This is a genomic window from Streptomyces sp. NPDC005574, assembly GCF_040605435.1.
Classification (GTDB): domain Bacteria; phylum Actinomycetota; class Actinomycetes; order Streptomycetales; family Streptomycetaceae; genus Streptomyces.
The window spans coordinates 1-26,677 of the sequence record NZ_JBEXCW010000096.1 but is presented as its reverse complement, the minus strand read 5'-3'; the positions used below and the strand labels follow the sequence as shown (position 1 = coordinate 26,677).

Annotated in this window: 21 protein-coding genes and 1 pseudogene; 13 read left to right on the top strand and 9 right to left on the bottom strand. The window is 72.6% G+C overall.

Annotation, left to right across the window (positions count from 1 at the left end; all coding sequences use genetic code 11):
• Positions 1 to 222: 222 nt before the first annotated feature.
• The 5 genes and pseudogenes from ABZT03_RS35890 to ABZT03_RS35870 form a co-directional block, all read left to right on the top strand.
• Positions 223 to 594, top strand: a pseudogene (locus ABZT03_RS35890) (hypothetical protein); the annotation flags it as partial.
• A 210-nt stretch (positions 595 to 804) separates the two neighbouring features.
• Complete coding sequence (locus tag ABZT03_RS35885; RefSeq protein WP_356047220.1) at positions 805 to 1,422, top strand: RNA polymerase sigma factor; 618 nt, start codon at positions 805 to 807, stop codon at positions 1,420 to 1,422.
• Between the two features lie 53 nt (positions 1,423 to 1,475).
• On the top strand, positions 1,476 to 2,300 hold the full coding sequence (locus ABZT03_RS35880; RefSeq protein WP_356047218.1) for a hypothetical protein: 825 nt from the start codon (positions 1,476 to 1,478) through the stop codon (positions 2,298 to 2,300).
• Between the two features lie 288 nt (positions 2,301 to 2,588).
• Complete coding sequence (locus ABZT03_RS35875; protein WP_356047216.1) at positions 2,589 to 3,251, top strand: RNA polymerase sigma factor; 663 nt, start codon at positions 2,589 to 2,591, stop codon at positions 3,249 to 3,251.
• Entirely contained in the window at positions 3,251 to 4,525 is a 1,275-nt protein-coding gene (locus ABZT03_RS35870; RefSeq protein WP_356047214.1) for a hypothetical protein, read from the top strand. Before ABZT03_RS35875 ends, ABZT03_RS35870 begins: the two co-directional genes overlap by 1 nt.
• A gap of 205 nt (positions 4,526 to 4,730) precedes the next feature.
• Here the strand turns inward: ABZT03_RS35870 and ABZT03_RS35865 are convergent, their stop codons facing one another.
• On the bottom strand, positions 4,731 to 5,573 hold the full coding sequence (locus ABZT03_RS35865) for a L,D-transpeptidase family protein (RefSeq protein ID WP_356047212.1): 843 nt from the start codon (positions 5,571 to 5,573) through the stop codon (positions 4,731 to 4,733).
• Between the two features lie 288 nt (positions 5,574 to 5,861).
• On the opposite strand from ABZT03_RS35865, the gene ABZT03_RS35860 reads away from it, so the two are divergent.
• Positions 5,862 to 7,442 carry a methylmalonyl-CoA mutase family protein gene (locus ABZT03_RS35860; RefSeq protein WP_356047210.1) on the top strand — a complete coding sequence of 527 codons (1,581 nt, stop codon included), beginning with the start codon at positions 5,862 to 5,864 and terminating at the stop codon, positions 7,440 to 7,442.
• Between the two features lie 36 nt (positions 7,443 to 7,478).
• Here the strand turns inward: ABZT03_RS35860 and ABZT03_RS35855 are convergent, their stop codons facing one another.
• Positions 7,479 to 8,663 (bottom strand): DUF1906 domain-containing protein, encoded by a 1,185-nt coding sequence (locus ABZT03_RS35855; protein ID WP_356047208.1) that lies wholly within the window; start codon positions 8,661 to 8,663, stop codon positions 7,479 to 7,481.
• A 116-nt stretch (positions 8,664 to 8,779) separates the two neighbouring features.
• A complete protein-coding gene (locus ABZT03_RS35850; RefSeq protein WP_356047224.1) occupies positions 8,780 to 9,883 on the bottom strand; it encodes an acyltransferase in 1,104 nt (367 codons plus the stop codon).
• 220 nt (positions 9,884 to 10,103) lie between these two features.
• Between ABZT03_RS35850 and ABZT03_RS35845 the strand changes: the two genes are divergently transcribed.
• The 3 genes from ABZT03_RS35845 to ABZT03_RS35835 are packed head-to-tail and all read left to right on the top strand — an operon-like array spanning position 10,104 to position 15,678.
• A complete protein-coding gene (locus tag ABZT03_RS35845; RefSeq protein WP_356047206.1) occupies positions 10,104 to 11,570 on the top strand; it encodes a glycosyltransferase family 29 protein in 1,467 nt (488 codons plus the stop codon).
• Positions 11,567 to 13,900: a glycosyltransferase gene (locus ABZT03_RS35840; RefSeq protein WP_356047205.1), complete on the top strand. Its 2,334-nt coding sequence runs from the start codon at positions 11,567 to 11,569 to the stop codon at positions 13,898 to 13,900. Before ABZT03_RS35845 ends, ABZT03_RS35840 begins: the two co-directional genes overlap by 4 nt.
• A 2-nt stretch (positions 13,901 to 13,902) precedes the next feature.
• Positions 13,903 to 15,678: a hypothetical protein gene (locus ABZT03_RS35835; RefSeq protein ID WP_356047203.1), complete on the top strand. Its 1,776-nt coding sequence runs from the start codon at positions 13,903 to 13,905 to the stop codon at positions 15,676 to 15,678.
• On the opposite strand, the gene ABZT03_RS35830 is transcribed toward ABZT03_RS35835, so the two are convergent.
• The 5 genes from ABZT03_RS35830 to ABZT03_RS35810 form a co-directional block, all read right to left on the bottom strand.
• Positions 15,650 to 16,921, bottom strand: coding sequence for an NAD(P)/FAD-dependent oxidoreductase (locus tag ABZT03_RS35830; protein WP_356047201.1), 1,272 nt, complete (start codon positions 16,919 to 16,921; stop codon positions 15,650 to 15,652). The two genes, ABZT03_RS35835 and ABZT03_RS35830, sit on opposite strands and share 29 nt — an antisense overlap.
• Positions 16,918 to 17,337 carry a GtrA family protein gene (locus ABZT03_RS35825; RefSeq protein ID WP_356047199.1) on the bottom strand — a complete coding sequence of 140 codons (420 nt, stop codon included), beginning with the start codon at positions 17,335 to 17,337 and terminating at the stop codon, positions 16,918 to 16,920. Before ABZT03_RS35825 ends, ABZT03_RS35830 begins: the two co-directional genes overlap by 4 nt.
• Positions 17,330 to 18,361, bottom strand: a complete 1,032-nt coding sequence (locus tag ABZT03_RS35820) for a glycosyltransferase family 2 protein (RefSeq protein WP_356047197.1) — start codon at positions 18,359 to 18,361, stop codon at positions 17,330 to 17,332. The genes ABZT03_RS35825 and ABZT03_RS35820 overlap by 8 nt, the downstream gene beginning before the upstream one ends.
• 219 nt (positions 18,362 to 18,580) lie before the next feature.
• On the bottom strand, positions 18,581 to 19,912 hold the full coding sequence (locus ABZT03_RS35815; protein WP_356047195.1) for a polysialyltransferase family glycosyltransferase: 1,332 nt from the start codon (positions 19,910 to 19,912) through the stop codon (positions 18,581 to 18,583).
• Positions 19,912 to 20,898, bottom strand: coding sequence for a glycosyltransferase family 2 protein (locus tag ABZT03_RS35810; protein ID WP_356047193.1), 987 nt, complete (start codon positions 20,896 to 20,898; stop codon positions 19,912 to 19,914). The genes ABZT03_RS35815 and ABZT03_RS35810 overlap by 1 nt, the downstream gene beginning before the upstream one ends.
• Before the next feature lie 198 nt (positions 20,899 to 21,096).
• Here ABZT03_RS35810 and ABZT03_RS35805 point away from each other — a divergent pair, with 198 nt between their 5' ends.
• The 4 genes from ABZT03_RS35805 to ABZT03_RS35790 are packed head-to-tail and all read left to right on the top strand — an operon-like array spanning position 21,097 to position 25,809.
• A complete protein-coding gene (locus ABZT03_RS35805; protein ID WP_356047191.1) occupies positions 21,097 to 22,443 on the top strand; it encodes a DUF6716 putative glycosyltransferase in 1,347 nt (448 codons plus the stop codon).
• A 32-nt stretch (positions 22,444 to 22,475) separates the two neighbouring features.
• Positions 22,476 to 23,714 (top strand): N-acylneuraminate cytidylyltransferase, encoded by a 1,239-nt coding sequence (locus tag ABZT03_RS35800; protein ID WP_356047189.1) that lies wholly within the window; start codon positions 22,476 to 22,478, stop codon positions 23,712 to 23,714.
• Positions 23,715 to 23,728: 14 nt separating this feature from the next.
• Positions 23,729 to 24,667 (top strand): N-acetylneuraminate synthase family protein, encoded by a 939-nt coding sequence (locus ABZT03_RS35795; RefSeq protein WP_356047187.1) that lies wholly within the window; start codon positions 23,729 to 23,731, stop codon positions 24,665 to 24,667.
• 59 nt (positions 24,668 to 24,726) lie between these two features.
• Complete coding sequence (locus ABZT03_RS35790; protein ID WP_356047185.1) at positions 24,727 to 25,809, top strand: hypothetical protein; 1,083 nt, start codon at positions 24,727 to 24,729, stop codon at positions 25,807 to 25,809.
• An 18-nt stretch (positions 25,810 to 25,827) separates the two neighbouring features.
• Here the strand turns inward: ABZT03_RS35790 and ABZT03_RS35785 are convergent, their stop codons facing one another.
• Entirely contained in the window at positions 25,828 to 26,442 is a 615-nt protein-coding gene (locus tag ABZT03_RS35785) for a methyltransferase domain-containing protein (RefSeq protein WP_356047222.1), read from the bottom strand.
• Positions 26,443 to 26,677 lie beyond the last annotated feature (235 nt).

The window sequence follows — 26,677 nt, the reverse complement described above, 5'->3', positions numbered from 1 at the left end:
CGCATCGACGTCCTGTTCGCCATGCTCCGCGACGGCACCTTCTACCAACCACCCACACCCGCTACGGCTTGACGAAAACCATAGAGGCACCTTTTAGCGGTCGGGTCCTGTGACCGTCCCGCGGGGAAGGCGCGGCGGAGTTGCACCGGCTTCGGGAACACCCCGGAAAGGAGTGACACAACCGCCGCTGACCTCGCTCTTGCCTATGTGACAGCGCATGAGGTGACGACACGACAGGAGACCAGGCCGCACGCCGCGGCGAAGCCGGCGCGGTGGGCGGCGGAGGCGGTGGCGGCCCTGCCCGCCGACGCCCGGGCCCGCTTCGACCACTCGGCCCAGAGCCTGTGGTGGGCCGACCGCACGATCGAGGAGATACGCCGGACCGGCCCGCCGCCCGCCGCCGTGGAGGGTCTGCTGCGCGGGCTGGGCGCGTACGCCGGCGAGGTGATCGTCCGGCGGACCGGCGGCGAGTGGTGGGCGACCGGCGGCGACCACTGGGTCCGCACCCCCGACGGCCGTCTGTGGGACCCGGTCGACGAGGCCCGCCGCTGCTTCGCCGGGGACGGCTCGCTGCGGCTGCTGTGCCGGGACGCGGCGAGCGCGGCCGACGACCCGGCCCCCGCCCGCCGCCCGGCGACCGGCGGGCCCGGCACGGACGGGCCGTGGCCCGCGGCGCGCGCCCCTGAGGGCCTGTGACATTTCAGTGCGGCCGGACGCTGATCACGGTGGGGGGCGGGGCAGGGGCGGCCGTGTCCCGATGTGCGGACGGACCCGCCACGGACTCGGTACGGACGAGGACAGTTCTTGGGCCAGCGAGGGGAACCCCGCCGCGTGCAGGCGTACGACGGGGAACTGGGCGCGGCCGTCGCGCGGGCCCAGGAGGGTGACGAGGCCGCCTTCGCGGTCGCCTACCGGCTGGTGCAGCCCGGGCTGCTCGGCTATCTGCGCGGGCTCGTCGGCGACGACGCCGAGGACGTGGCGTCCGACGCCTGGCTGGAGATCGCCCGCGACCTCGGCCGGTTCCGGGGCGACGGCGCCGGGTTCCGCGGCTGGAGCGCGACCATCGCCCGGCACCGGGCGCTCGACCACCTGCGCCGCCGGCGGGTACGGCCGCGGTCGGCGACGCTCGAACAGGACGTACTGGAGCTGCCCGGCCCGCACAGCACCCACGACCAGGCCCTGGAGTCCCTCTCCACCGAGGCCGCCCTCCGGCTGGTGCGCGCGCTGCCCCGCGACCAGGCCGAGGCCGTACTGCTGAGGGTCGTCGTCGGCCTCGACGGCCCCGCCGCCGCACGCGTCCTCGGCAAGCGGCCCGGCGCCGTACGGACGGCCGCGTACCGGGGTCTGAAGCGGCTCGCGCAGCAGGTGGGCGGCGAGGGTGTGACGGATGACGGCCCCCGGACGCTGGGGGAGTCGACATGAGGAGCGGCGGGCCGGACGGACCGGACGCGCGGCGGGACAGGGGCGGGAACGGAATGGGTGAACGGCACAGCGGCGGGGATCCCGGCCGTCGGCGCGCGCACCCCGAGGACCTCGCCGAGCCCCACGACACCGCCGGCCTGGAGGAGCTGCTCACCGGCGCCGGCGTCGCGGACGTCCCCGACGCCGAGGCAGAACAGCGGGCCGTGGACGCCTTCCGCACCGCCCGGGACACCGGCGCGCACCGGGCACGCACCCGGCGCCGGGACGACTGGCGGCCCCGGGAGCAGCGCGCGGCCCGGCCGGTGAGGCTGGCGCTCTCCCTGGCCCTCGCGAGCCTCACCCTGGGCGGGGCGGCGGTCGCCGCGATCGGCTCGTACGACAGCACCCCGGGCGGCTCCGCCGACGACCGGCCCCGCCCCGGTCCGACGTCGAGCGCCCCGGCCGGGGTCGCGCCCGTCCCGCCGGCAGCCGCGTCCACGGGCGCGGACGGCCTGGTCGCCGCGCGGGACACCGAGGCGTACTGCCGCGCGTACGGGAAGGCCCACGGCCGGCAGCGGTCCCTCGACCCGGCGGCCTGGCAGCGGCTGGTGGCGGCGGCGGGCGGCGAGAGAGAAGTCACCGCTTACTGCGCGCGGCGCCTGACGGCGGCGGACGCCACAACAGGCGGCGGGAAGAAGACGGACAAGGCGGCGAAGGCGTCCGAGAAGGCGGCGGACCAGGCGGCGAAGGCCGCGGAGAAGGCGGAGAAGGAGGCGTCGAAGGCCGCCGCGAAAGCCGAAAAGGACGCCGCCAAGGCGTCGGCGAAAGCCGAGAAGCAGGCCGAGAAGCAGGCCGAGAAGAAGAAGGCCGGCGCGTCCGGTGAGGGCGACGGCGGGTGAGCGGGCCGGTCGCCGTGGCGACGGCCGGGGCCGCCACCCCCCACAGGAGAGGCCCCGGCCGTCGCGCGGCACGGGCCGCGCGGCGGCCCGTACTCCCTACAGCGCCATGAGTGCGTTTTCTGTCACACGGAGGGCTGTCACGGGTTAGTTGCATGTTCTACGGACATGGACGAGGAGCGGTTTCAGGTCGTAACGTGCCTTTCGCGCCGGTGCGGAAGTCGAACGATCATCTGATCACCGTCACCGGCGGCCTCGAGGCCGCGACCGACCATCGACGAGGAACCACGGGTGCTGGGGGACGACGCGGAGCTGACCGCCGCGGTGCTTGCGGCGCAGGCCGGGGACGAGACCGCGTTCCGGACTGTGTACCGCGCCGTGCACCCACGCCTGCTCGGATACGTACGGACGCTGGTCGGCGACCCCGACGCCGAGGACGTGACGTCCGAGGCCTGGCTGCAGATCGCCCGCGACCTGGACCGGTTCACCGGCGACGCGGACCGCTTCCGCGGCTGGGCCGCCCGGATCGCCCGCAACCGCGCCCTGGACCACATCCGCATGCGGGGCCGCCGGCCCGCGATCGGCGGTGACGAGACCGAGCTCACCGGGCAGCCCGCCGAGTCCGACACGGCCGGTGAGGCCATCGAGGCCCTGGCCACCGACAGCACCCTCTCGCTCATCGCCCGGCTGCCGCAGGACCAGGCCGAGGCCGTCGTGCTGCGGGTGGTCGTGGGCCTCGACGCCAAGACCGCCGCCGAGACCCTCGGGAAGCGGCCGGGTGCCGTACGGACCGCCGCGCACCGCGGTCTCAAGCGGCTGGCCGAACTGCTCGGCGAGGATCCGGAATCAGCCGCCCGGCTCGACGCCCTGCCGCCCCCGCGAGAACCGCGCGGTCGCGCGGTGACGTCCGCGAGTGTGACGCATACGCGTGCGCGGACGCAGAAGGACATGTGATGGCCGACGAGCGCTGTGTCTTCCCGGGGGACGCCCCCCGGACCCCCGGCCGGTGGCTGGACCGCGAAACGGCGGAGCGCCTGCTGAGCGGCGAGGCACTGGACAACGCTGTCGACGGCACTGTGCGTGACGAGGCCGAACTGCTCGCCAAGACACTGGGATCGCTGTCCGTGGAGAACCGGCTGGCCGGCGCGGAACTTCCGGGGGAGGCCGCCGCGGTGGCCGCCTTCCGCAAGGCGCGCGAAGCCCGGCAGGCCGTCACGGACGGTGACGGACGCGAGGGCCGCCCTCCGCGCGGTGACCGGGAGGCCGACGGGCCCGCCCGCGGTCATCGCGGGCGCTCCCACGACTTCGACGCCGGGCTGGTGCGCATCGGCGCCCCGGACCGGCCCGCCCGCCGCCCGCGCCGGGTCCGGCCCGCGCACCTCGGGCTGGCCGCCGCGCTGGCCGTCGGCATGGTCGGCGGGGTCGCGGTCGCGGCCGGAACCGGAATCCTGCCGACGCCGTTCGGCCCGGCGCGTCCGGCCCCCGCCGTCTCCGCCTCGGCGGAGGTGACACCGGACCTCCAGCCGCCGCCCGCCTCCCCGGAGGTTTCCGGCGACGCCCCCACGTCCGGCGGCTCCGGACCCTCGGCTTCCGCGGAGCCCCCGGGTTCCCCGGGCACCGCCGGTTCCTCGGGTTCCCCCGGCCGGGACTCCCGGCACGACACGGCCGGGGCCGGCTCGGCGCGGGGCGGCTCCGGCCGCGACCGGGACGACCGCTGGACCGGTGCCGCCCCCGCCTGCCGCGACGTCCGGGCCGGCCGGGAACTGACCCCGCAGCGCAGACGCGCCCTGGAGGACGCGGCGGGCGGCTCGGCGCGGGTGTGGACGTACTGCAAGGGCGTGCTGTCCGCCGCCCCCGTCGACGGCTCCGCCGACCAGTCGGGCCAGAGCGGCCAGGACGACTCGAACGGCGGCGGCGACGGCAAGGGCGACGGCACGGACCAGGGCAACGAGGATGGCGACGGCCACGGTGGCCACGGTGGTGACGACGGCGGCCACCACCTGAGCCCCGGTCACGGCTCCGGCCACGGCCACGGCCACGGCCGCTCAGGTGTCAGCGAGGGCGACAGCGAGGGCGACGGCACCCGGACCGGCGACAGCACCCAGACCGGCGACGCCGCCGACGTCACCGCCGACGTGACCCCCGCCGCACCCCTGCTCCCGCGGTCGACGACCTCGCGGAGCCCCTCGTCGGCCGGCTCGCCCACGCCGCCTTATCGAGCCCTGTGACCTGCGGTTTCCCGGTCCGTCGAAATAATTCGGCGCCAGGTGTGACGTTTCTGGCCGGCCGGGCGCAGTACTGAGTGAGCCGACTGGTCATCGGCCCTCGCACAGAGCCGGGGTTCCCCCCGTACCTACGGCTCGTGCACCTCGGCGCGGGTGGGACACGTTCCCCCGGTCCCGCCCGCGCCCCACACCTCTCCCGTTTCGCGCGTCACCGGTGGACGACGACCTTGTCTCCGTTCCTCACCTGCGCGTACAGCGCGGCGATCGCCGTCTCGTCCCGAACGTTCACGCAGCCGTGCGAGCCCCCCGCGTAGCCCCGGGCCGCGAAGTCGTAGGAGAAGTGCACGGCCTGGCCGCCGCTGAAGAACATCGCGTAGGGCATGGGCGAGTCGTACAGCGTGGAGACGTGGTGGCGGGACTTCCAGTAGACCTGGAACACGCCCTCCCGGGTGGGCGTGTACTGCGAGCCGAAGCGCACCGACATCGTGGACACGGTCCGGCCGTCGATCATCCAGCGCAGGGTCCGGCTGGTCTTGTCGACGCACAGCACCCGGCCGGTCAGACAGCGCGGGTCCGGCGGGCCCGCGGGCTGACCGCCCATCAGGTACAGCTCCCAGTGGCCCGGTTCACGGGTCATCCGCAGCAGTCGCTGCCACGTCACCCGGTCGGTCTCGCCCGTCCGCGGCAGGCCGCGCTTGCCCTGGAAGCCCGCGACCGCCTGTTCCGTCAGGTCGTCGTAGGTGCCGGTCGGCCCGTCGTAGAGCCACTCGACCTGGCGCAGCCGGGCCTGGAGCTCCCGCACGTCCCGGCCGGTGTCGCCGCGGGACCACAGGACGACGGGGTCCGGGGCCGTGCTCCCGCCGCCGCCCGACGCCCTGCCGCCCGACGTCTTGCCGTCCGACCGGCCGGCGCCGGCCGTGGCGGTCGCGGTCCGGTGGCCCGGCAGGTCGATGTGCACCGGTGAACGCCGCCCGCCGTCGCCGCCCGAGGGCTGCACCGTGCAGCCGGCGGCCGCCAGCAGGGCCACCAGGACGGCGATCGATCTCCCCATGCCCGTAGTACGCATTCGGGCCCCCCTCGTCTCAAGCGGTGCGCGCTCGTCCGGCCGTAGTCTCTCCAGAGATGCTCCCCGCGGATGACGGCTCGCGAACGGCGCGGCATGGTGGTGACGGGAACGGTGGCCCCGGATGTGATCGGGGTCCCAGCGAGGCTGTGAGGAAGGTCGCGGCGTGCTCCTCTGCACCGGGTGCGCGCCCCACCGCTACAGTCCGTCGGAGGGTCGGTACGTACCGGAAAGTAACGGGCGGCGAGCAAACTGCTCAGCGGGAGGCAACACACCATGGCGCGCGAGTCGGAGTCCGGACTGCCCATCGAACCGGTCTACGGGCCTGATGCCCTGCGGGACTGGGACCCGGCGGAGAAGCTGGGCGAACCGGGGTCGTACCCCTTCACCCGGGGCGTCTACCCGTCGATGTACACCGGCCGCCCGTGGACGATGCGCCAGTACGCCGGGTTCGGCACCGCCGTGGAGTCCAACGCCCGCTACAAGCAGCTGATCGCCAACGGCACGATGGGCCTGTCCGTCGCCTTCGACCTGCCGACCCAGATGGGCCACGACTCCGACGCGCCGATCGCGAGCGGCGAGGTCGGCAAGGTGGGCGTGGCGATCGACTCGATCGACGACATGCGGGTGCTGTTCGGCGGGATCCCGCTGGACAAGGTGTCGACGTCGATGACGATCAACGCCCCTGCGGCGCTGCTGCTGCTGATGTACCAGCTGGTCGGCGAGGAGCAGGGCGTGCCGGCCGCCCAGCTCACGGGCACGATCCAGAACGACGTGCTGAAGGAGTACATCGCGCGGGGGACGTACATCTTCCCGCCGAAGCCGTCCCTGCGCCTGATCGCGGACATCTTCAAGTACTGCCGGACCGAGATCCCGAAGTGGAACACCATCTCGATCTCCGGCTACCACATGGCGGAGGCCGGCGCCTCGCCCGCGCAGGAGATCGCGTTCACGCTGGCCGACGGCATCGAGTACGTCCGCACGGCGGTGGCCGCGGGCATGGACGTCGACGACTTCGCCCCCCGCCTGTCCTTCTTCTTCGTGGCCCGTACGACGATCCTGGAGGAGGTGGCCAAGTTCCGCGCCGCCCGCCGGATCTGGGCCCGGGTGATGCGGGAGGAGTTCGGCGCGAAGAACCCCAAGTCCCTCATGCTGCGCTTCCACACGCAGACGGCGGGCGTGCAGCTGACGGCCCAGCAGCCCGAGGTGAACCTGGTCCGGGTCGCGGTCCAGGGGCTGGGCGCGGTGCTCGGCGGCACGCAGTCGCTGCACACCAACTCCTTCGACGAGGCGATCGCGCTGCCCACCGACAAGAGCGCCCGCCTGGCCCTGCGCACCCAGCAGGTCCTCGCCTACGAGACGGACGTGACGGCGACGGTGGACCCCTTCGCGGGCTCCTACGTCGTGGAGAAGATGACCGACGACGTGGAGGCGGCGGCCGTCGAGCTGATGGTGAAGGTGGAGGAGCTGGGCGGCGCGGTCAGCGCGATCGAGCACGGCTTCCAGAAGGGCGAGATCGAGCGCTCCGCGTACCGGATCGCGCAGGAGACCGACTCCGGCGAGCGGGTCGTGGTCGGCGTCAACCGCTTCAAGCTGGACGCGGAGGAGCCGTACGAGCCGCTCCGCGTCGACCCGGCCATCGAGGCCCAGCAGGCCGAACGCCTCGCGAAGCTCCGCGCGGAGCGCGACCAGCAGGCGGTGGACTCCGCTCTCGCCGCCCTGAAGAAGGCCGCCGAGGGCGAGGACAACGTGCTGTACCCGATGAAGGACGCGCTGCGGGCCCGGGCCACGGTGGGCGAGGTGTGCAACGCGCTGCGGGGCGTGTGGGGGACCTACGTCCCGTCGGACGCCTTCTGAGCCGGCCGGCCCGTCACGACGGGCCGGCCGCCGGGGTCAGGCGCCGGGCAGCGCGGTGTCCGCGAGCCTGACGTCCAGGTAGTCCTGGTCGATGTTGATGGTGGTGCCGCCCCAGGTCTCCTGGTGGCCCCCGGAGTACTGGTGGATGCGCCGGTGGTCGCCCCACATGGTGGTGGGCACCACCGGGTCGTGGGTGTCGGCGGCGCCGTTCCACAGGCCGTCGTAGATCACGTCGGGCATGGTGTGGCCGTCGTACTCGTCGACCAGGTCGCGGATGCCCGAACTGCTGCTGCTGTACCAGCCGGAGCGGTAGCCCTCGGAGTGCAGCTCCTGCGTCCACGCCTCCTCGAAGGCCAGCACGTCCGAGGTGTACGACGAGGAGTACGCCTCCATGTCGTAGTACAGCGTCGAACCGGGCCCGAAGCCGAGGGCGGCGGCGCGTTCGACGGCGTCGTCGGCCGCGTCGGCGCCCTGCGTCTCGGGCGAGCTGATGCCGGACGCCTGGGTGCCGACGTAGAGCGGCACGAACCGCCAGCCGTCGGTGGCCTGCTGCTTCACCCAGGAGGCCGTCAGGTTGGGCTGGCTGCAGGCGCGCTTGGAGCCGCCGAAGTAGACGCCGACCGCGCTGTAGGGCGAGCTGTCCTGCCAGGTGCTCATGGCCTTGGCGGAGGGCGCGGTGCAGGTGTCGAAGCCCTTGCCCGTGTGGTCGGTGGCGGAGGCCGGCAGGGCGGGCGCCGGGGCCGGCGGCGCGGGCGGCTCCACCGGGACGCGGGGCGCGGTCGCCGGCACCTTCGCGTCGGTCAGGATGGTGCGGACGAGAGCCGCGTCCGCGTCGTAGGTGGCGGTGACGGTGACCTTCTCCGCCCGCGCGCGGTACTCGCGCTGGGCGGGCTCGGCCACGGTGCCCTGCTGGGCCGCCGGGTTGTCGTCGGGTTCGATGAGCAGTGCCTCGGTGCGGCCCACCGCGTGGCTGGGGCAGTCCTGGTCGGCGCCGGGGTGCCCGAGGTACACCGCGTGCCGGTCGAACCGGACACAGGCCCTCGGGTTCGCGGTGAGGTCCACCACCGGCCAGGAGGCCGGCACGGTGAACCGGTGCCCGCGGTAGTCGACCTGCTTGGTCGCCGCCGGTCCGTCGGCCTGCGCGGGCGGCCCGGCGAGGGCGAGGAGACCGAGAGCCGGAAGTGCGGTGATGACCGCGGTCCTTCTCCAACGTGATCGCATTAGCGCATTTTTGACCACATACGGTGGAAATCCGGCCTGCCGCGCCCGGGGGAGCCGCACACCTCACGCCCCTGGGCGGCCGAACGGCCCCCTGGGGGCCCGGCGCATCCCGCTCCTCAGTGGGCCCTGGCGAGGGCCGCGCGCAGCCTCGGTGTCAGCGGCCTCTCGACGAACCGGTTCATCAGCCAGGCCAGCGCCAGCATCGACGCGACCGTCAGCCCGAAGGTGGCCGCCGCAGGCAGGCCCAGGGTGATGTGCAGAGCGTGGATCACCACCCAGCCGAGGTGCTCGTGAACCAGGTAGAACGGGTACGTCAGCGCCCCCGCCACCGTCAGCCAGCGCCAGTCCGCCCGGTTCAGCAGGCCCAGCGCGATCGCGGCGACCGCGACGAAACCGAAGGCGACGACCAGCACGATGCCGGTCGAGGAGCGGTGCGCGAAGGCGTGCGGGTCGGAGGCGTTCCACAGGCTGCGCACCGCGTAGTGCTGCCCGATCAGGAAGCTCACGGCCACGATGCCCCACGCGTACACGTCCCGCCGGTCTCGGTGGACGAGGTACAGGCCGACCCCGCCGACGAAGAACGGCGCGTACTCGGGCATCAGCACGATGTCGAGCAGGGGCATGTGGGCGCCCTGGGCGACGGCCGCCGCCAGCGTCCAGCCCGCGCAGAAGAGGATGACGCGCCGCCGGCTTGCCCCCGGCAGCACCACGCACAGCGCGAACAGCACGTAGAAGCGGACCTCCGCCCACAGCGTCCAGCACACCCCGAGCACCCGGTCCACCCCCAGCGGTTGCTGGAGCATCGTCAGGTTCACCAGGGTGTCGCTCGGCGACAGGGCCTCGTAGGCGACCATCGGCAGCGCGAACACCGCCGAGACGAGCAGGACCGCCGTCCAGTACGCCGGCAGCAGCCGGGACGCGCGCGAGGCGAAGAACGACTTCAGGGGCCTGCCCCAGCCGCTCATGCAGATCACGAAGCCGCTGATGACGAAAAAGACCTGCACACCGAGACAGCCGTAGGCGAAATACGCATGCAGGGTGGGGAACTGACGTGCCGCCGAACTCCCCCACGCCCCGGTGACCTCGCCGCCCCTGCCGCCGTAGTGATAGCCCGCGACCATCAGGGCGGCGATCAGCCGCAACCCGTCCAGGGCGCGCAACCGGTTCTTGGGAGTCGGCTCCGGGCGCCGGGACACGTCGGTCACCGGCCGCACGGTCATGCTGGTCACGAATGTCCCCTCGACGGGCTGTTCCTGCGGGTACTTCCCAGCACGTTAGTCCGAATCGCAGGGATGTCTTCCGGGGCGAGCCAACGATTGGCCCTGTGGTCCCGGCGAGTTCACCTGAATGTCGTTTTGGCTTCCTAATTTTCTTCAACATCCCCCACGGGCCAGTGAACGGCAACGAACTCAGCATTTGCCTGGCAAAAACAGGAGCGTCATGACGAGGGTGCAGAACAGACGGGCACGCGCACGCGGGGGGGAGCTGGACGACTGCCTGCGCGCCTGCGCCGTGCACAGCGGCAAACTCGTCGGCAGTATCGACCGCCGCCGCGTCGAACTCGCCGAGCAGCTCAGGAAACTGCTCGTCGTGTGGGGCACGACCTCGACGGTCACCGCCGCGCCCGCCCCGGCCGGAGCGACCGCCCTGCTCAAGCGCGCCGTCAAGGGCGCCGCCACACCCCCCTCCGGCATCGGCAACGAAGTCCTCGACGCCCTGCTCGCCGTCGCCAACAAGGCGCTGGAGTGCGGCTACGACGACGAGCTGAACCTGGCCCTGATCATCAGCGACACCGTGCTGGCCCAGCGCAGGAACTCCCGCGCCGGCTGGCGGCTGCGCGCCCGCCTGCTGGAGGCGCTCGGCGAGGAGGCCGAGGCCCTGGAGGCCTACGAGCGCTACCTCGGCCTGACCGACGAGGACGGCTTCGGCGTCCGCGCCCGCATCGCCGGACTGCGCGCCGCCCGCGACAAGGAACGGGAACTCCTCGGCCTGCTCGGCCGGCAGTGCCCGCGCGCCGAGCGGTTCGCCGGAGGCCCCGCCACCGACGTGTGGGCCGAGGGCCTCGCCGCGCTCGCCGTCGGCGACTGGACGGAGGCCGAGCCCCGTCTGGTGGGAGCGCTCCTCGCGCTGGCCGCCGAGGACGCCCCGGTCGGCGACCGGCAGGACCTGCTCAGCCAGTACCTCGACCTGCGCTCCGACCGCGCCGTCGGCACGGACCTGCCCGCCTTCACCGAGGCCGTCGCCCTCTACGCCGAACAGCGGCGGCACCGCATGCGCGGCCCCGTCGCCGACCCCACCATCGGCGGGGTGCAGTGGATCACCCTCGGCGAGTTCCGCAACCAGATCGCCGGCAAGTCCATCTGCCTGATCGCCAACTCCGGCCGCGTCGGCAGCAGTTCGATGGGCGCCGAGATCGACGCCTACGACCTGGTGGTCCGCTTCAACTCCTACAGGATCGAGCCGAGGCACACCGGCAGCCGCACCGACATCCACGCCACCATCCACAAGCACGGCTTCAACTGGGACCAACGGGTCACCACCCGGCTCGTGTTCGGCGGCATCTCCGGCGACTGGAAGTACTCGCTGCGCAACCGCCTGGTGCCCGGCGCCCAGACCTACCTCGGCGACGAGTCGCTGCGCTGGCCCCTGCGCAACATCGGCAGGCTCGGCGCGGACGCCTGGTCGGGCATCCCGACCACCGGCTTCAACATGCTGTGGCTGCTGGACTTCCTGGACGTCAGCCCGACCCTCGACCTGATCGGCTTCGACTTCTACGAGAGCGGTGCCTACCGCGTGCAGGACGCGATGAAGCTGGCCATCACCTCCGTGCACGAATACACCAGCGAGAAGGCGTGGGTCATGCAGCGGGCCCAGAGCGTGACCGACATGAGGATATCCCTGCGATGACCACGACCTCCCTGACCCCGGCCGCCGCACCCCAGGCCCCGGCGACCGACGCGCACGCGCTCACCGGCAAGCGGCGCATCGCCTTCGCGAGCTTCGTCGACGAGAACTACCTGCCCGGCTTCCTCGTCCTGCTCAAGAGCCTCGCCCTGTCCAACCCGAGCGTCTGCGAGGACTTCGTCGTCCTCCACGACGACCTGCGCCCCGGCTCGATCGCGAAGATCCGCGACCTGCACCCGCGCATCGTGCTGCGCCGCGTCGACGCCGACCGCTACGACTCGTACAAGAAGGGCGACCAGGACAACTACCTGGTCCGCAAGGCGTACTTCATCCTCGACGTCTTCCGCCTGCGCGAGTACGACACCGTCATCACCCTCGACACCGACATGGTCGTCCTCGACGGCCTGGGTGAACTGCTGCAACTGCGCGAGGGCCTCGCGGCCGTGCCGCAGTTCTTCTACGGACAGCACAAGCTCAACTCGGGCCTGCTGGTCATCCAGCGCGAGTACCTGAGCGACGAGTTCTGCGCCCGGATCGACGCCTGCGGACGCAGCGGCGACTACGAACTCGACAAGCACGACCAGGGCATCCTCAACAGCGTGCTGGCCGGCGACTTCGTGCGCCTCGACCCGCGCTACAACTTCGTCAAGCGCCGGCTGTCGGGTGACCTGCCCGTCCCCGAGGACACCGCCATCCTGCACTTCACCGGGCGCCACAAGCCCTGGCAGGGCGGCGAGGCCGGCTACAGCCAGGCGGAGGAGCGCTGGCGCGAGTTCGAGCTGTCCGACGCCGACTTCCACGCCGCCTACCTCGCCTCCTCCGGCGGCCTCCACCACGACCTGCTGGTCCACTACGGCACCCCGCACGTCCGCCGCACCGGTGACGTCGAGGTCGCCCGCAAGGTGGCCGCCGCCCACATCGGGGCCGGCGACTACCAGGACGCCGTCGACGTCCTCGGCAGTGTCCGCATCCCGCTCGACGAGGCCTGGCCGCACGAGGTCTACGGCCACGCCCTGATGAGCGTCTCCCGCTACGAGGAGGCCAGGACCCAGCTGCTGCTGGCCACGGCCGCCCCCAACCGGGCCGCCACCGCCCACGCCCGTCTCGCCCAGATGGCCTGGGTGCGCGGCGACAACGCCGAGGCGCTGCGCCACGCCACCGCCGGCATGTCCGTCGACCCCACCCACCGCTCCAGCCGCCTGTGGGCGCAGCGCGCGGCCAGCGTCCCCGCCCAGGAGCAGGGCAGCCCCGAGGACCAGCTCGCGCACGTCGCGTTCTACATGGACCGCCAGGGCAACGCCGGCGACAAACTGCTGCCGGAGAGCGTCCGCCTCGCCTTCGGGCCGGACACCACCTCCCGCCGCTGGCACCCGGTGCACGCCCACCGCCTGTTCGACGAGGCCGCCCTGAAACGCGTCAACTCCCGGCGCGGCATGGTCATCGGCGGCGGCGGCCTGTTCATCCCGGACACCATGCCCAACGGCAACAGCGCCTGGCAGTGGAACGTCCCGGACGAGCTGCTCAACCGCATCGACGTGCCCATCGCGGTCTTCGCCGTCGGCTTCAACGCCTTCGACGGCCAGTCCTACCGGGCCGGCCGCTTCCGCTCCTCGCTGCGCCAACTGGTCGAGCGCTCCTCGTTCTTCGGGCTGCGCAACCACGGCTCGATCGAGAAGGTGCGGGCCATGCTGCCGGCCCACCTGCACGACAAGGTGCGCTTCCAGCCCTGCCCGACCACGGTCACCCGCCAGCTCGTCGCCGGCTGGCAGGACCCGGCCGAACGCGAGGACACCATCCTCGTCAACGCGGCCTACGACCGCGCGGGACTGCGCTTCGGCCACGACTACGACTACTTCCTGGCCCAGATGGCCCAGGCGGTACGGGACCTGGGCGAACTCGCCGAGGTGAAGTGCGCGGCCCACTCGCTCGACGACGAGAAGATCGCCTTCGACCTGCGCCGGGTGTACGGCATCTCGCTCCCGGTCATCCCGATGTACGACTTCGACAACGACGAGATCCGCGACCTGTACGCCCGCACCAAGCTGGTGATCGGCATGCGCGGCCACGCGGGGATGATCCCCTTCGGCTGCGGCACGCCCATCATCAGCCTGATCTCGCACCCGAAGATGGCGTACTTCCTGCGGGACATCGAACGGCCCGAGTGGGGCGTGTCCGTGCACGACCGCCACCTCGCCGCCCGGCTCGTCGAGCGGTCGAAGGACCTGCTCGCCGACCACGACCGGACCGTCGCAGACGTGCACGGCCGGCAGCAGGAACTGTGGAAGACCACCGAGGCGAACGCGGCCGACCTGCGGGTCGTCCTGGGCGGCTGAGCATGGCGACTGCCCTGACCGACGAGGCCTCCCCCAAGGCACGGCCGCGTCGGGGCGGCCGCCGTTCGCCCCCGTGGTGGCCGGTCGTCGCCCTGCCCGCCGCCGCGGCCGTGATCTACACGGTGGTCACCCGGCGGCTCACCGGCGACCTGCACTACGTCCTCGGCGCGCTGCGCACCGGCGGCGCGGCCGGCTACTCGCCGTCCGAGGTCTTCACCCACCGGCCTTACTTCTACCGGTGGTTCGTCGCCGGCCTGGACGGCCTCACCTTCGGCCCGACCGCCCTGCGCGAGACGCTGATGGGGGCGGCGGGCGCGATGCTCGCCGCCGCGGCCGGGGGCGCCCTGTACGCGGCGCTGTCGCGCCGGGCCGGCGGCCGCGAGGCGGCCCTCACGGCGGGCGCCACGGGCCTCGCCCTGGCGCTCGCCCCCCGCAACGACTTCCTCCAGCCGGAGTGGGCGGCCGTGGTGCTCACGGTCGTGGGTGTCGCGGCCGCGATCGGCCCGGACCGGGCCTGGCGGGCCGCGCTGCTCGCCGCGTCGCCGCTGGGCCTCGCCGTGATGATGAAGTACTCCACCGCCGCCACGGCCGCGATCGGCGTGCTGCTCGTGTACACCGTCGACCGGGGCCGCGCCGTGCGGGTCGCGCTCGTTGCGGTGCCCGTGGCCGCGGCCCTGTTCGGGCTGAGCGTGCTCGGCGGGTCCCACGAGTGGCAGTGGACCGAGGACATGCCGCGGATCAACCAGTCGGCGCTGAGCCGGACCGGCCTCCATCCCCGGTTCGTCCTCGACCGCACCGTGGAGTTCCTGGCCGACCGCGCGCTGGCCACACCGGTGCTCCTGCTGCTGCCCGGGGCGCTGCTGCTCCTGCTGTGCCGGGTGCGCGGGCGGGGCCGCCGGGCCGAACTCCTGCTGGTCGCCCTGGCCGTCGGGCTCGGCGCGCAGACGGTCGTGGTGGTGCAGGGCAACTGGTTCCTCTACCACGCCGCCCAGCTGCCGGTGCTGGCCGCCGCTCTGTGGGGCCTGGCCGTGGGAGGCGCGCGCCGCCCACCCCCCTGGCTCTTCGGCACGGTGTCCCTGCTCTACGGCGTGCTGCCGGTGCTGTACGCCACGGCGCCGGAGCGCTACCAGCGGCCCGGGGCCGTCTGGGCGGCCGGACTGCTCGCCCTGCTGGCCGCCGCGGTGGACGCCCGGCGGGAGGCCCGCGCGCGGACGTCGGCGCGGCGGGGCACGGTGGGCCCGGCGACCACGGCGCGGGGGCCGGGACGCGGGGTGTGGCCGGCGGTCCTGGCCGCCCTGGCCGGTGTGGTCTGCCTGGCCGCGAGCAGCTGGCCCGGCTCCCCGCACCTGGTGCTGGACGGCCGGGTCACGGTGACGAGTTCCGCCTACCTGGCCCAGATGCGGCACACCGAGCGGGAGGCCGACCGGCTCCGGGCCCGCATCCCGGCCGGCGCCCCGGTGCTGTACCTGGCCTTCGGCGACACCACGTACTACGTCGGCCACCCGGCCCGGTGCCGCTACCCGATCGCCACGTTCCTCCAGCGCAGCCGCTTCCTCCCGGACGTGGCCGGTCTGACGTCGTTCCGGGAGAACGCCGACTGCGTCGACCACGACCCCGCCCCCTACGCGGTCCTCGACCGCGCCTGGTTCCGGCCCGGCAAGGTCGACCCGCGGCTGTGGCGGCGCGTCACCGCGGTGTACGACTGCCCGCGTCCGTCGCCGGACGCGGGCAGCGCGGTCGTGCTGTGCGTCAGGCGGCCGGCCCCAGCGACCTCGTGACCTCGCGGGCCAGGGCCACCGAGTAGCTCTGGCCGCGGTCCTGCGGATAGATCTGCGCCATCGTCACGAGCTTGACGCGGCTCATCGGGGTGTCGTGGCCGGGGATCAGCGCGCGGTAGGCGGGCGTCACGACGGGTTGGGCGAACCCGGCCTTCGAGAAGTGCCAGTCCTTGATCCAGGACTCGTCGAAGTCCGGGTTGACGCGCCGCAGATACGGCAAAAACCGGGTCAGCAGCTCGGCCGGCTCCGTGGTGAACCGCCAGTCCTCCCGCTCCACGTAGTTGCCCACGTAGAGGACGTGCCGGCCGCTGTACACGGACGGGTCGATCATCCGGGTGTGCTCGACCACCGCGAGGAACGGGAAGTCCGGCTCGTTGATGTTGAGCCAGTAGTACGGGATGACGCTGCGGTCCAGCTCCAGCACGAAGCAGGTCGCGCCCAGGTACTGGTTCTTCCACACCGCGTCCTCGGCGGGCAGCCCGGCGGCTTTGGCGAAGGCGGGCTGCGGGGTGGTGACGATCAGCTGGTCGAACGCGTACCGGGAGCCGTCCGCGCAGGTCACCACCGCGGGTTCGGCGTCGCCGTCCTGCCGTATCGACTCGACCGCCTTGCCGAACTCCACCTTGCCGCCGTGCTCCTCGACGCCGTCCCGCAGCGCCGTGTACACCCGCTCGAACCCGCCGTCGACATAGCCGAGTTCGAAGGTACGGCAGTGGATGCGGGCCCACAGCCAGGCCATCGACACCTGCTCCGCGCGGTCGCCGAACTTGCCGCGCAGCAGCGGCTCCCAGATCGCGGCGGTCGCCTTCCGGCCGGCCCGGCGGCGCAGCCAGGCCAGCGCGGTCAGGTCGTTGTACCGCTCCCCGCCGCGGACGGCTTTCAGCAGGGCCGACGACCCGGCGAACCGCACCGCGTCGACGGGGGAGAACTCCGGGAAGCGCAGCATGTCGAGGGGGGTGGTGAAGTCGATCAGCCGGCCGCCGCGGTAGATGCCGGTGGTCGGCCGGTGGAAGCGCAGCGCGTCACCGAGGCCGAGCTCCCCGATGAGGGCGATCATCGCCTTGTCGCTGCGGAAGATGTGGTGGTAGAAGCGCTCCAGCGGGACGCCGCCCACCTCCAGCGAGGCGGCGAGCCCGCCGAGTTCGCCGGCCGCCTCCAGGACGGTGACCTGGTGGCCGGCGCGTACGGCGTCCCAGGCGGCGGTGAGGCCGGTGGCACCCGCGCCGATGATGCCGAGGTTCATGCGAAGCTCCACTTTCTGTTGAGCACGAACTGGAGCGCCAGGACCGGGGGCAGCGAGGCCGCCTTGACCAGGTCGGCGTCGATCCCCAGCGCGTCGGTGAAGGCGAGGAAGAGCAGGTTCGTCAGGGCGATCCCGGTCAGCCCGACGGCGTAGAAGCGCAGGAAGCGGGTGCGGAGCCGGTCGCGGCGCTCGAAGGTGAACCGGGCGTTCAGCAGGAAGTTGCTGCTGATGCCGAGGGTGGTGCTGAGGGCGTTGGCGAGCTGCTCGTTCATGCCGGTGAGGTTGTGCAGCAGCAGGAAGACCGCGAGGTCGAGGGCGACTCCACTGCCGCCGATGAGGGTGTAGCGCAGGAGCTGGCGCAGGGTGCGGGACCGGTCGGTGGGGGCGGCCGGGACCGTCACGGTGGTCTCAGTCATCGGCCCCGGGCCCCGGCCCGCCGACGACCTCGCGCACCAGGTACAGCGGCCGTCCCTGGGTCTCGCGGTAGATGCGTCCGACGTAGGTGCCGATGACGCCCAGGGACAGCATCTGGGTGCCGCCGAGGAACAGCACGACGACCATCAGCATGGTCCAGCCGGAGACGGTGACCTCGGGACGCAGGAACTTCATGGCGAGCGCGTAGACGATGCCGGCCAGGGACAGCACGAGCACCACGAAGCCCAGCCGGGTGATCATCTTCAGCGGGGTGGTGGAGAAGCTGGTCATGCCGTCGACGGCGAGCCGGGCCATCTTGCGCAGCGGGTACTTCGTCTCGCCCGCGAAGCGTTCGTCGCGGTCGAAGGACACCACGGACTGGTGGTAGCCCATCGAGGCGACGATGCCGCGCACGAAGCGGCTGCGTTCGCGGTAGCGGCACAGCTCGTCGGCGACCCGCCGGTCCAGGAGCCGGAAGTCCCCGGTGTCCAGCGGGATGTCGACCTCGGTGGAGGAGCGCAGGAGGCGGTAGTAGAGGTGCGCGGTGGCCCGTTTGAAGGCGGTGTCCTGCCGGGAGCGCCGGCGGGCGTGCACGATCTCGGCACCCCCGCGCCAGGCGTCGATCAGCTCCAGGCTGACCTGCGGCGGGTCCTGGAGGTCGGTGTCCATGATGATCACCGCGTCGCCCGCGGCGAGGTCGAGGCCCGCGGTGATGGCGAGCTGGTGCCCGAAGTTGCGGGCGAGGTCGACCACGCGGACCCGCCGGTCGCCGGCCGCGAAGTCCTTCAGGAGGGCCAGCGAGCCGTCCCTGGAACCGTCGTTGACGTAGACCAGCTCGAAGTCGAGCTCCGGCCGGCCGGCGAGGGCGGCGGTCAGTTCGGCGTGGAAGGCGGCGATGCCGTCCTGCTCGTCGTAGACGGGCAGGACGTAGGAGATCAGCGGCCGCCGGGCGGGTTCGGGCGGCACGGACGCGAGCGTGACGGGGGCCGGGCCGGCGGCGGGCGGGCGTATGTCCTGCTGGGTCATATCCGCGCGCTCGCCGGTGTGGACGGGATGACGGGCGAAGCTGTTCGGCGCATTGGTGGAAGCTATGGAGCGTGTGTGAACCCCGCGCCAACACCCCGCGACCTGAAGCCGACTTCCCCGTTTCGCTTCGCCTCTTTAGTCCTCCTCTTACCTTTTGCGGATCTCCCGCACCGTTTGCTCACCGGTCGCCCGAGCCGTCTCCCGCCCGCGCCGTCCGGCTCAGCCGCGGACGGCCTTCTTCAGGGCGCGGGCCCGGCGGACGACCCGGCGGGCGGTGGGACTGCGGGGGAGGAAGGCCAGGCGCTCCGGGATGCCGCCGGGCAGGCCGAGCGAGGTGAGCCGCTTGCGTTTGACATAGCGCTGGGTGCGCGGGCCGAGGTGCTGGGAGAGATAGCGTTCGGCGGCCGGGCGCCGGGCGGGGTGCAGCTGCGGTTGCATGACGAACCCGACCGCGGTGACCAGGCCGTTCAGCGTGTCGGCCGGCACCGGCCGGTCACCCGCCCGGTCCGCCAGGTCCGGCAGCACCGCGTCGGCCAGCACCAGCGGCATCCGGTTGCTGTTCTGGTACGGCGTCAGCCGGTCCAGCAGCGTCTCGGTGCCGACGCGGGCGACCGGCAGGTCGTAGAACGCGGACGCCGTGAACAGCGCGGTCGAGAAGCAGCCCACCACCAGTCCGGGCCGGGCCTTCTCGAACAGCACCTCGGCGAGCACGGGCAGGTCCAGGACGGTGAGGTCCACCCCGAGCTCGGCGGCCTCGGCCTCCAGGACGCGGCTGTAGCGGGCCGGTGCGGTGGGGTGCGGCTTGAAGACGATCGCCCGGTGCCCCCGCTCGACCGCGCCCCGCAGCATCCGTACGTGCAGGTCCTCCTCCTCCGCGGCGGTGAGGATGTTCAGCGCGGACAGGTACTGGCCGAGCAGCAGCGCCGCGTTCTCCGGCAGCACCGGCAACCCGGCCACCGAGGCGCTCAGTTCACCCATCACCTTGAGGAACGCCGGCGTCGGCACGAGCTGCGCCGGCACGTCGAACTCCGTCAGCAGCATCGGGGTGAGCCCCGGCACCAGGTCCAGGTGCAGCAGCCGGCGCACCCGGGTGCCGACCAGCGGGTCGAGCTTGTTGCGCGTGGGGCCGTAGCTCATCAGGCCGTCGGCGTAGACGTCGACGGGGGCGCCGGTGAACAGCTGGGCCACCGTCAGGGCCGGAGTGACCTGGATGGACTCCAGGACCAGCTCCACCCGGTCCTCGCCCAGCCCCCACAGCAGCCGCAGATACCGCTCGAAGAGCGGGATGTCGTCGGGCCGCGGGACCCAGGCGCCGGGGTGGAAGGGACGGATGGCCTCGTTCCACGACAGCACGTCGTCGAAGTGGTCGCGCAGCGGCTCGAAGCCCGGCATCTCGTCGACGGCCGAAGTGGTTTCTGGAGTCGTCGAGTTGTTGAACACCAGCAGCACGCGGCGGTCCGGCTCGGTGAAGAGGTCCGACTCGATCGCGGCGGCCAGCGTGGCGGCCCCGTACAGCGTGGAGGCGCAGAAGATCTGGGTGGTACGGGGCATCAGGCGGCCGCCTTGGCTGTGGTGATCCGGCGCCGCAGCCGCCGCAGCTTGGCGGAGCGGTTCAGGTCCATGGTGTCGAGCACGTCACCGAGGGCGTCCTGCGGCATGCGCCGTATGGCCGCCGCGCTCATGGTCCGCAGCTGCTTGGCGACGGCCGGTTCGAACTTGCTCTCCTCGGAGAGGTGGTGGGCGATGATCGCGCAGTACGTCCGCACCGCCTTCGGCAGCAGCCGCTCCGCGTCCTGGTCGGCCGCGGTCTCCTGGACGACCTGGTCGAAGGCGCGGATGAAGTCGAGCTGGCGGACGTCACCGATCTGGGTGAGCGAGGAGGCGACCCCGCGCCGGTAGAACACCCCGAGCAGGTTCACCACGGCGAACGACTCCGCCTCGCGGTGCAGCTTCCAGATCCACGGCCGGTCCTCGGCCGTACGCAGTCCGTCGGTGAAGTGCAGGATCCCCCGGTCGAGGAGCCGGCGGTGGTAGGCGCCCGCCCAGGCGTAGGCGTAGTCCACCGAGGTGGTCCGGTCGGCGGGCAGGATCGCCCGGCGCGGGTTCAGCACCTCGCCCCGCGGGCCGACCGGGGCCCGGTGCACGGTCCGGGCGCGGGCGGTGGCCTGCACATGGTCGGTGCGGACGAAGTCGCAGCCCAACTGCTCCATCGCCGACACCAGTTCGGAGAGGTAGCCGGGGGCCAGCCAGTCGTCGCCGTCCAGGAACGTCAGGTACTCGCCGCGTGCGACGTCCAGGCCGGTGTTGCGCGCGGTGGCGAGACCCCCGTTCTTCTCGTGGCGGACGAAACGCACCTGGGCGACCTCGGACAGTTCTTCGGCCGCGCGTTCGAGAATGTCCGGAGTTCCGTCCTTCGAGAAGTCGTCCACCAGGACGAATTCGAAGTCGTTGCGGGCGTTGCGGCGAAGGCTTCTGAGGGTGTCCGGCGCGTATTGCTGGACGTTGTAGAACGGCACGATCACGGAAAGCTTTGGCACCTGCGAAACCCTAGGGGGTGCCTCGGCAGCGGAACTTTCCGGTGAGCGTACGGGGGGTGAACTCCATGTGTCGGAACGGTGCACCACGTGTACTTTCCGCCTTCCGGCGGGTCAGTTCGGCTCTCCGTGGTGTGTTGTTAACTTTTCGTTGATTCCCGGTTGGGCCGTAGTCGGGAATTGCTTTCTAGCGTCTTCCTCGTGCCTGCAAGTACAACGAAGCCCCCGCGAATCGCCGTCCTCGCGGACTCGGACACCCGATGGAAATGGGGTGCGCTGACCGCGGACCGCATCGCCCCGGGCCCGACCATGGAAGCCGGATCGCGCGAGGACGCGCAAGTCGGCCCCGCGCTGAGCGGATTCCTGCTGCGCGGCCGGTCCACGCCGACGGCCCGCCAGCTGGAGGAGGTGGGCGTCCGCGCCGACTCCCTGCGCGAGGTCACCGGCGTGGAGTTCCTGCGCGCCATGGCGGAGGAGTCGTACGACATCGTCGTGCTCGCCCTCGTCGGCGGCGGAGTGCAGGCGATGCTGCACGGCCTGAAGCGGGTCTGGGAGGGCCGGGCGAAGCGCCCCGTCGTCGTCACCGGCTATGTCGGCGTCGTCTACGAGAAGCTCGCCGACGGCCTCCTGCTGCGGCACGGCGCGGACCTCGTCCTCGCCAACTCCCGCCAGGACGCCGACCGGTTCCGGGCGGTCTACGACGGGGTGGGCGCCGACCCCTCGGCGGTCACCGAGGTCGCGCTGCCGTTCCTCGGCGGCGCCCCCTACACCGGCGAACACGACCCGTACACCGTGGTCTTCGCCGCCCAGCCGTCCGTCCCGGACAGCCGCAAGGACCGCACCTACCTGCTGAACCGGCTGGTGCGGCACGCGCGGCTGCACCCCGAGCGCGAGGTGCTGCTGAAGCTGCGCTCCCGGCCCGGCGAGCACACCACGCACATCGAGGAACTGCCCTACCAGCGGCTCGCGCAGCGGATCGACCTGCCGGCCAACCTCCGTCTCGTGTACGGGCACATGGGCGAGGTGCTGGACCGCACCGACCTCCTGGTGACGGTCAGCTCCACGGCCGCGCTGGAGGCCCTGCACCGCCGTGTCCCCACCGTCGTCCTGACCGACTTCGGGGTCCGGGAGACGCACGGCAACCACCACTTCATCGGTTCCGGCTGCCTCGCCTCCTGGGACCAGCTCGACGACGGGCACCGGCCGGCGCCCGACGAGGAGTGGGTGGCGCGCCAGGGGGTCGCGGCGGACGGGTCGTACGCCACCGCCTTCGACGCGGCCCGCGAGCGCATCAGCAGACTCCTCGGCCGCCCCGGCGGCCTGCCGCCCCTGACCCCCTACTACACACCGGCGACCGCACCCGGCTATCTGCCGGGCATCCTCGCCCGCCACCACCTCGGCCCGGACGGCACCCCGCTGCCCGGCGCGCCCGCCGCCGACAAGGACCCCGGACCGGTCCGGCAGATCGTGCGCCGGGCGGCGCGCGGCGCCTACCGGCACGGCGTGCAGCGGGTCGCCCCGGTGATCCGGCGGATGGGGGAGCTGTGAGGACCCCGACCACTTCCCAAGGAGTACAGCCCATGTCCAACCCGCAGGCGGGCCAGGGCGCTTCGGTGCGCCGGGTGCTCGCGGTGATCCCCGCGCGCGGCGGCTCCAAGGGCGTGCCCGCGAAGAACCTCGCCCCGGTCGGGGGCGTCCCGCTGGTGGCCCGCGCCGTGCGCGAGTGCCGCGCGACCCGGCTGGTGACGGACGTCGTGGTGTCCACCGACGACCAGGCCATCGCCGCGGCCGCGCGCGCCGCCGGCGCCGAGGTGGTGCTGCGGCCGGCCGCCATCGCCGGGGACACGGCGACCTCCGAGGCGGCCGTCCTGCACGCGATGGACGCCCACGAGGCCCTGCACGGGGCGGCCGTCGACGCGGTCCTCCTGGTGCAGTGCACCAGCCCCTTCATCGTCCGCGAGGACGTCGAGCAGGTCGCCGCCGCGGTCGTCGAGAACGGCGCCGACACCGCGGTGACCGTGGCACCCTTCCACGGGTTCCTGTGGCGGGATGCCGAAGACGGCCCGGACGGCCTCGGCGGTGGTCACGGCGTCAACCACGACAAGTCCTTCCGCCCGCGCCGCCAGGACCGCCCCCAGGACCTCCTGGAGACCGGCGCCGCCTACGCGATGGACGCGGCCGGCTTCCGCGAGCACCGGCACCGCTTCTTCGGCCGCACCGAACTGGTGCGCACCGACCCCGCCCGCGTGCTGGAGATCGACGACCCGCACGAGCTGGCGCGGGCGCGGGCGCTGGCCCCCCTGTTCGACGCGAACCGCCCCGGTTCGCTGCCGACCGCCGCCGACATCGACGCGGTCGTACTGGACTTCGACGGCACCCAGACCGACGACCGGGTGCTGATCGACGCCGATGGAAAGGAGTTCGTCTCCGTGCACCGCGGGGACGGCCTCGGCATCGCGGCCCTGCGCGACAGCGGCCTCGACATGCTGATCCTGTCCACGGAGCAGAACCCGGTCGTCGCCGCCCGGGCCCGGAAACTCAGAATCCCGGTCCTGCACGGCATCGACCGGAAGGACCTCGCCCTCAAGCAGTGGTGCGAGGAGCAGGGCATCGCGCCCGAGCGCGTGCTCTACGTCGGCAACGACGTCAACGACCTCCCGTGCTTCGCCCTCGTGGGCTGGCCCGTGGCGGTCGCGAGCGCCCACGACGTCGTGCGCGGCGCCGCACGCGCGGTCACCACCGTGCCCGGTGGCGACGGCGCGATCCGAGAGATCGCCAGCTGGATCCTCGGCCCCTCTCTCGACTCCCTCGACAAGTAAGGAACGTCTCCACCATGAGCAACAACTCCCGTCTGCGCACGTTCGGTTCGAAGACCGCCGGCCCGGGTCACCCCGTCTACGTCGTCGGCGAGATCGGCATCAACCACAACGGCGAGCTCGAGAACGCCTTCAAGCTGATCGACGCCGCCGCCGAAGCCGGCTGCGACGCGGTCAAGTTCCAGAAGCGCACCCCGGAGATCTGCACCCCGCGCGACCAGTGGGACATCGAGCGCGACACCCCCTGGGGCCGCATGACCTACATCGACTACCGCCACCGCGTGGAGTTCGGCGAGGACGAGTACCGCCAGATCGACGAGTACGCCAGGACCAGGAACATCGACTGGTTCGCCTCCCCGTGGGACACCGAGGCCGTCGCGTTCCTGGAGAAGTTCGACGTACCCGCCCACAAGGTCGCCTCCGCGTCCCTGACCGACGACGAGCTGCTGCGCGCCCTGCGCGGCACCGGCCGCACGGTCATCCTCTCCACCGGCATGTCCACCCCGAAGCAGATCCGCCACGCGGTCGAGGTCCTGGGCAGCGACAACATCCTGCTCTGCCACGCCACCTCCACCTACCCGGCGAAGGCCGAGGAGCTCAACCTGCGGGTCATCAACACCCTCCAGGCCGAGTACCCGAACGTCCCGATCGGCTACTCCGGCCACGAGACCGGCCTGCAGACCACGCTCGCCGCGGTCGCCCTCGGCGCCACCTTCGTCGAGCGCCACATCACCCTCGACCGCGCCATGTGGGGCTCCGACCAGGCCGCCTCCGTCGAGCCGGGCGGCCTCACCCGCCTGGTCCGCGACATCCGCACCATCGAGGCCTCCCTCGGCGACGGCGTCAAGAAGGTCTACGACTCCGAGCTCGGCCCGATGAAGAAGCTGCGCCGCGTCAGCGGAGTCGTCGCCGAGGCGGAGATCGCCGCGGCCGCGGGCGAGCCGGTCTCGGTCTGACCCCTGCCGGCTCCCACCCGAATCCCCCGCACGCCTGACGACGGGACGGTCGTACGTCGATGAGCCCCCGCGCCGGTTCCACCGGCCCCCACACTCTCGCCTTCGTGGAGAGTCCGGTACAGCTTCTCAACGTGCTGGAGTGGGCGCACCAACACGCGCCCGGCGCGGGGTTCACGCTCGTGGTCCTGTCCCCGATCGACCCGATGACCCGGGGGCAGCTGCGCCGTATGGCCGAGCTGGCCCGCGAGGAGGGCCACCAGGTCCGCTGGGAGGAGGCGCGGGGCGGTCCGGCCGCGCCGTTCCAGACGATCGGCGGGTTGTCGGGGATGCTCCGCAGGGCCGACCGGATCGTCCTGGGCGACCCGTTCTCCCGGTACGTGCAGCTGCTGCTGACCATCACCCGCGCCCATGACCTGGTCGTCGTCGACGACGGCACCGCCACCATGGAGTTCGTCGCCCAGCTCGCCCGGGGTGAGCGGCTGGTGCGCTGGCACCGCAAGGGCGGCCGCCGGGGGGCGCGGGACGTGGTGTTCGCACCGGTGTCCGCCGCGGCCAGACGCCGGCTGACGCCGGGCCGCGGACGGCGGGTGGAGATCTTCTCCTCCATGCCGATGGAGGAGACCCCCGACGGCGTGACGGTGACGGCGAACACCTTCGCCTGGACCCGGCACCGCTTCGGCCCGCCCCGGATCACCAAGGGCGCCGACATGGTCGGTACGTCCCTGGTGGAGACCGGTGTCGTCGACGCCGACCGCTACCTCGAAGCGGTGACCACCCTGGCCAAGGTGCACGGGACGACCCGCTACTTCGCGCACCGGCGCGAGAGCACCGAGAAACTCCACCGGCTGGCCGTGGAGACGGGCCTGGAGATCGTCCGCCCCGACCTCCCGCTGGAGCTGATCGCCCGCCGCGGACCCATCGGCCGGACGATCCTGAGCTTCCCCTCGACCGTGGTCCACACCCTGCCGCTGGCCCTGGCGGGCACCGGGGTACGGGTCGCGGTGTGCGACATCGACCCCGGCTGGCTGACGGAGAACGCCTCCCCGAGGGCCCAGGGCTTCCTGTCGGGGGTCACGGACACGGCCCGTGACGTGCACCGGCTGTCCGCGGTGAGCGCGGTCAAGGTCGTCAAGGTGGTGTAGCGGGGCCGCCCGCCGTGGCTACCGCGGCTGCTCCGGCTTGCGGGCCAGCAGGAAGGCGCGGGGGCGTTTCGCGTCCGCGGGGGGTTCGAGGCGGACCCGGGCCTGGACGTCCAGCCCCGCCGCCGTGAGCAGACCGGCCACCGTCTCGGGGGTGCGCCAGTAGTAGTCGAGCGAGATCTCCTGGCCGAAGCGTTCGGCGAGATGCATCCGGTCGTCCTCGTCGGCGGTCTGGAAGCACAGCAGCACATGGCCGCCGGGGACCAGCACGCGGTGGAACTCCGCGAACACCCCGGGCAGATGCGCGTCGGGCACGTGGATGATCGAGAACAGGGCGAGAACGCCGCCGAGCGTCTCGTCCGGCAGGTCCAGGGCCGTCATCGAACCGACGTGGAACCGCAGCCCGGGGTGCGCCTGCCGGGCCAGGGCCACCATCACGGGCGACACGTCCACCCCGAAGACCGGCACCCCGAGGGCGTCCAGCCGCGCGGTGACGTGTCCGGGACCGCTGCCGATGTCGGCGACCGGCGCGGGGCCGGCGGCCCGCACCAGTTCGGCGAAGGCGGTGACCAGGGCGCGGTCCACCGGCCGGTCGCCCAGCCCGTCGGGGAAGGCCTCCGCGTAGGCGGGGGCCATCGCGTCGTAGGAGGCGCGGGTGGCGTGGACGAAGTCGGGGGTCCCGGCCCCGGGCCGGTGTTCTTCCCGGGTCCCGGTGTCCCGGGCGTCTGTGTTCCGTACGTCGGAGTTTCGGGTTTCGGTGCTCACGCTGCGGCACCCTAGTGCCGTGACCGGAAGGGTTTGCCGGGAAGCTCGCGGCGTCCGGTGCGGTGCATCGCAAGGCGGAGCATCGCCCGCGTACTGGATGTACTCG

Excerpts from the sequence above, each read along its gene's own strand:
- ABZT03_RS35880 (WP_356047218.1), top strand. The coding sequence starts at position 1,476 with ATGGGTGAACGGCACAGCGGCGGGGATCCCGGCCGTCGGCGCGCGCAC.
- ABZT03_RS35870 (WP_356047214.1), top strand. The coding sequence starts at position 3,251 with ATGGCCGACGAGCGCTGTGTCTTCCCGGGGGACGCCCCCCGGACCCCC.
- ABZT03_RS35865 (WP_356047212.1), bottom strand. The coding sequence starts at position 5,573 with ATGGGGAGATCGATCGCCGTCCTGGTGGCCCTGCTGGCGGCCGCCGGC.
- ABZT03_RS35860 (WP_356047210.1), top strand. The coding sequence starts at position 5,862 with ATGGCGCGCGAGTCGGAGTCCGGACTGCCCATCGAACCGGTCTACGGG.
- ABZT03_RS35855 (WP_356047208.1), bottom strand. The coding sequence starts at position 8,663 with ATGCGATCACGTTGGAGAAGGACCGCGGTCATCACCGCACTTCCGGCT.
- ABZT03_RS35850 (WP_356047224.1), bottom strand. The coding sequence starts at position 9,883 with ATGACCGTGCGGCCGGTGACCGACGTGTCCCGGCGCCCGGAGCCGACT.
- ABZT03_RS35845 (WP_356047206.1), top strand. The coding sequence starts at position 10,104 with ATGACGAGGGTGCAGAACAGACGGGCACGCGCACGCGGGGGGGAGCTG.
- ABZT03_RS35840 (WP_356047205.1), top strand. The coding sequence starts at position 11,567 with ATGACCACGACCTCCCTGACCCCGGCCGCCGCACCCCAGGCCCCGGCG.
- ABZT03_RS35835 (WP_356047203.1), top strand. The coding sequence starts at position 13,903 with ATGGCGACTGCCCTGACCGACGAGGCCTCCCCCAAGGCACGGCCGCGT.
- ABZT03_RS35830 (WP_356047201.1), bottom strand. The coding sequence starts at position 16,921 with ATGAACCTCGGCATCATCGGCGCGGGTGCCACCGGCCTCACCGCCGCC.
- ABZT03_RS35825 (WP_356047199.1), bottom strand. The coding sequence starts at position 17,337 with ATGACTGAGACCACCGTGACGGTCCCGGCCGCCCCCACCGACCGGTCC.
- ABZT03_RS35820 (WP_356047197.1), bottom strand. The coding sequence starts at position 18,361 with ATGACCCAGCAGGACATACGCCCGCCCGCCGCCGGCCCGGCCCCCGTC.
- ABZT03_RS35815 (WP_356047195.1), bottom strand. The coding sequence starts at position 19,912 with ATGCCCCGTACCACCCAGATCTTCTGCGCCTCCACGCTGTACGGGGCC.
- ABZT03_RS35800 (WP_356047189.1), top strand. The coding sequence starts at position 22,476 with ATGTCCAACCCGCAGGCGGGCCAGGGCGCTTCGGTGCGCCGGGTGCTC.
- ABZT03_RS35795 (WP_356047187.1), top strand. The coding sequence starts at position 23,729 with ATGAGCAACAACTCCCGTCTGCGCACGTTCGGTTCGAAGACCGCCGGC.
- ABZT03_RS35790 (WP_356047185.1), top strand. The coding sequence starts at position 24,727 with ATGAGCCCCCGCGCCGGTTCCACCGGCCCCCACACTCTCGCCTTCGTG.
- ABZT03_RS35785 (WP_356047222.1), bottom strand. The coding sequence starts at position 26,442 with ATGGCCCCCGCCTACGCGGAGGCCTTCCCCGACGGGCTGGGCGACCGG.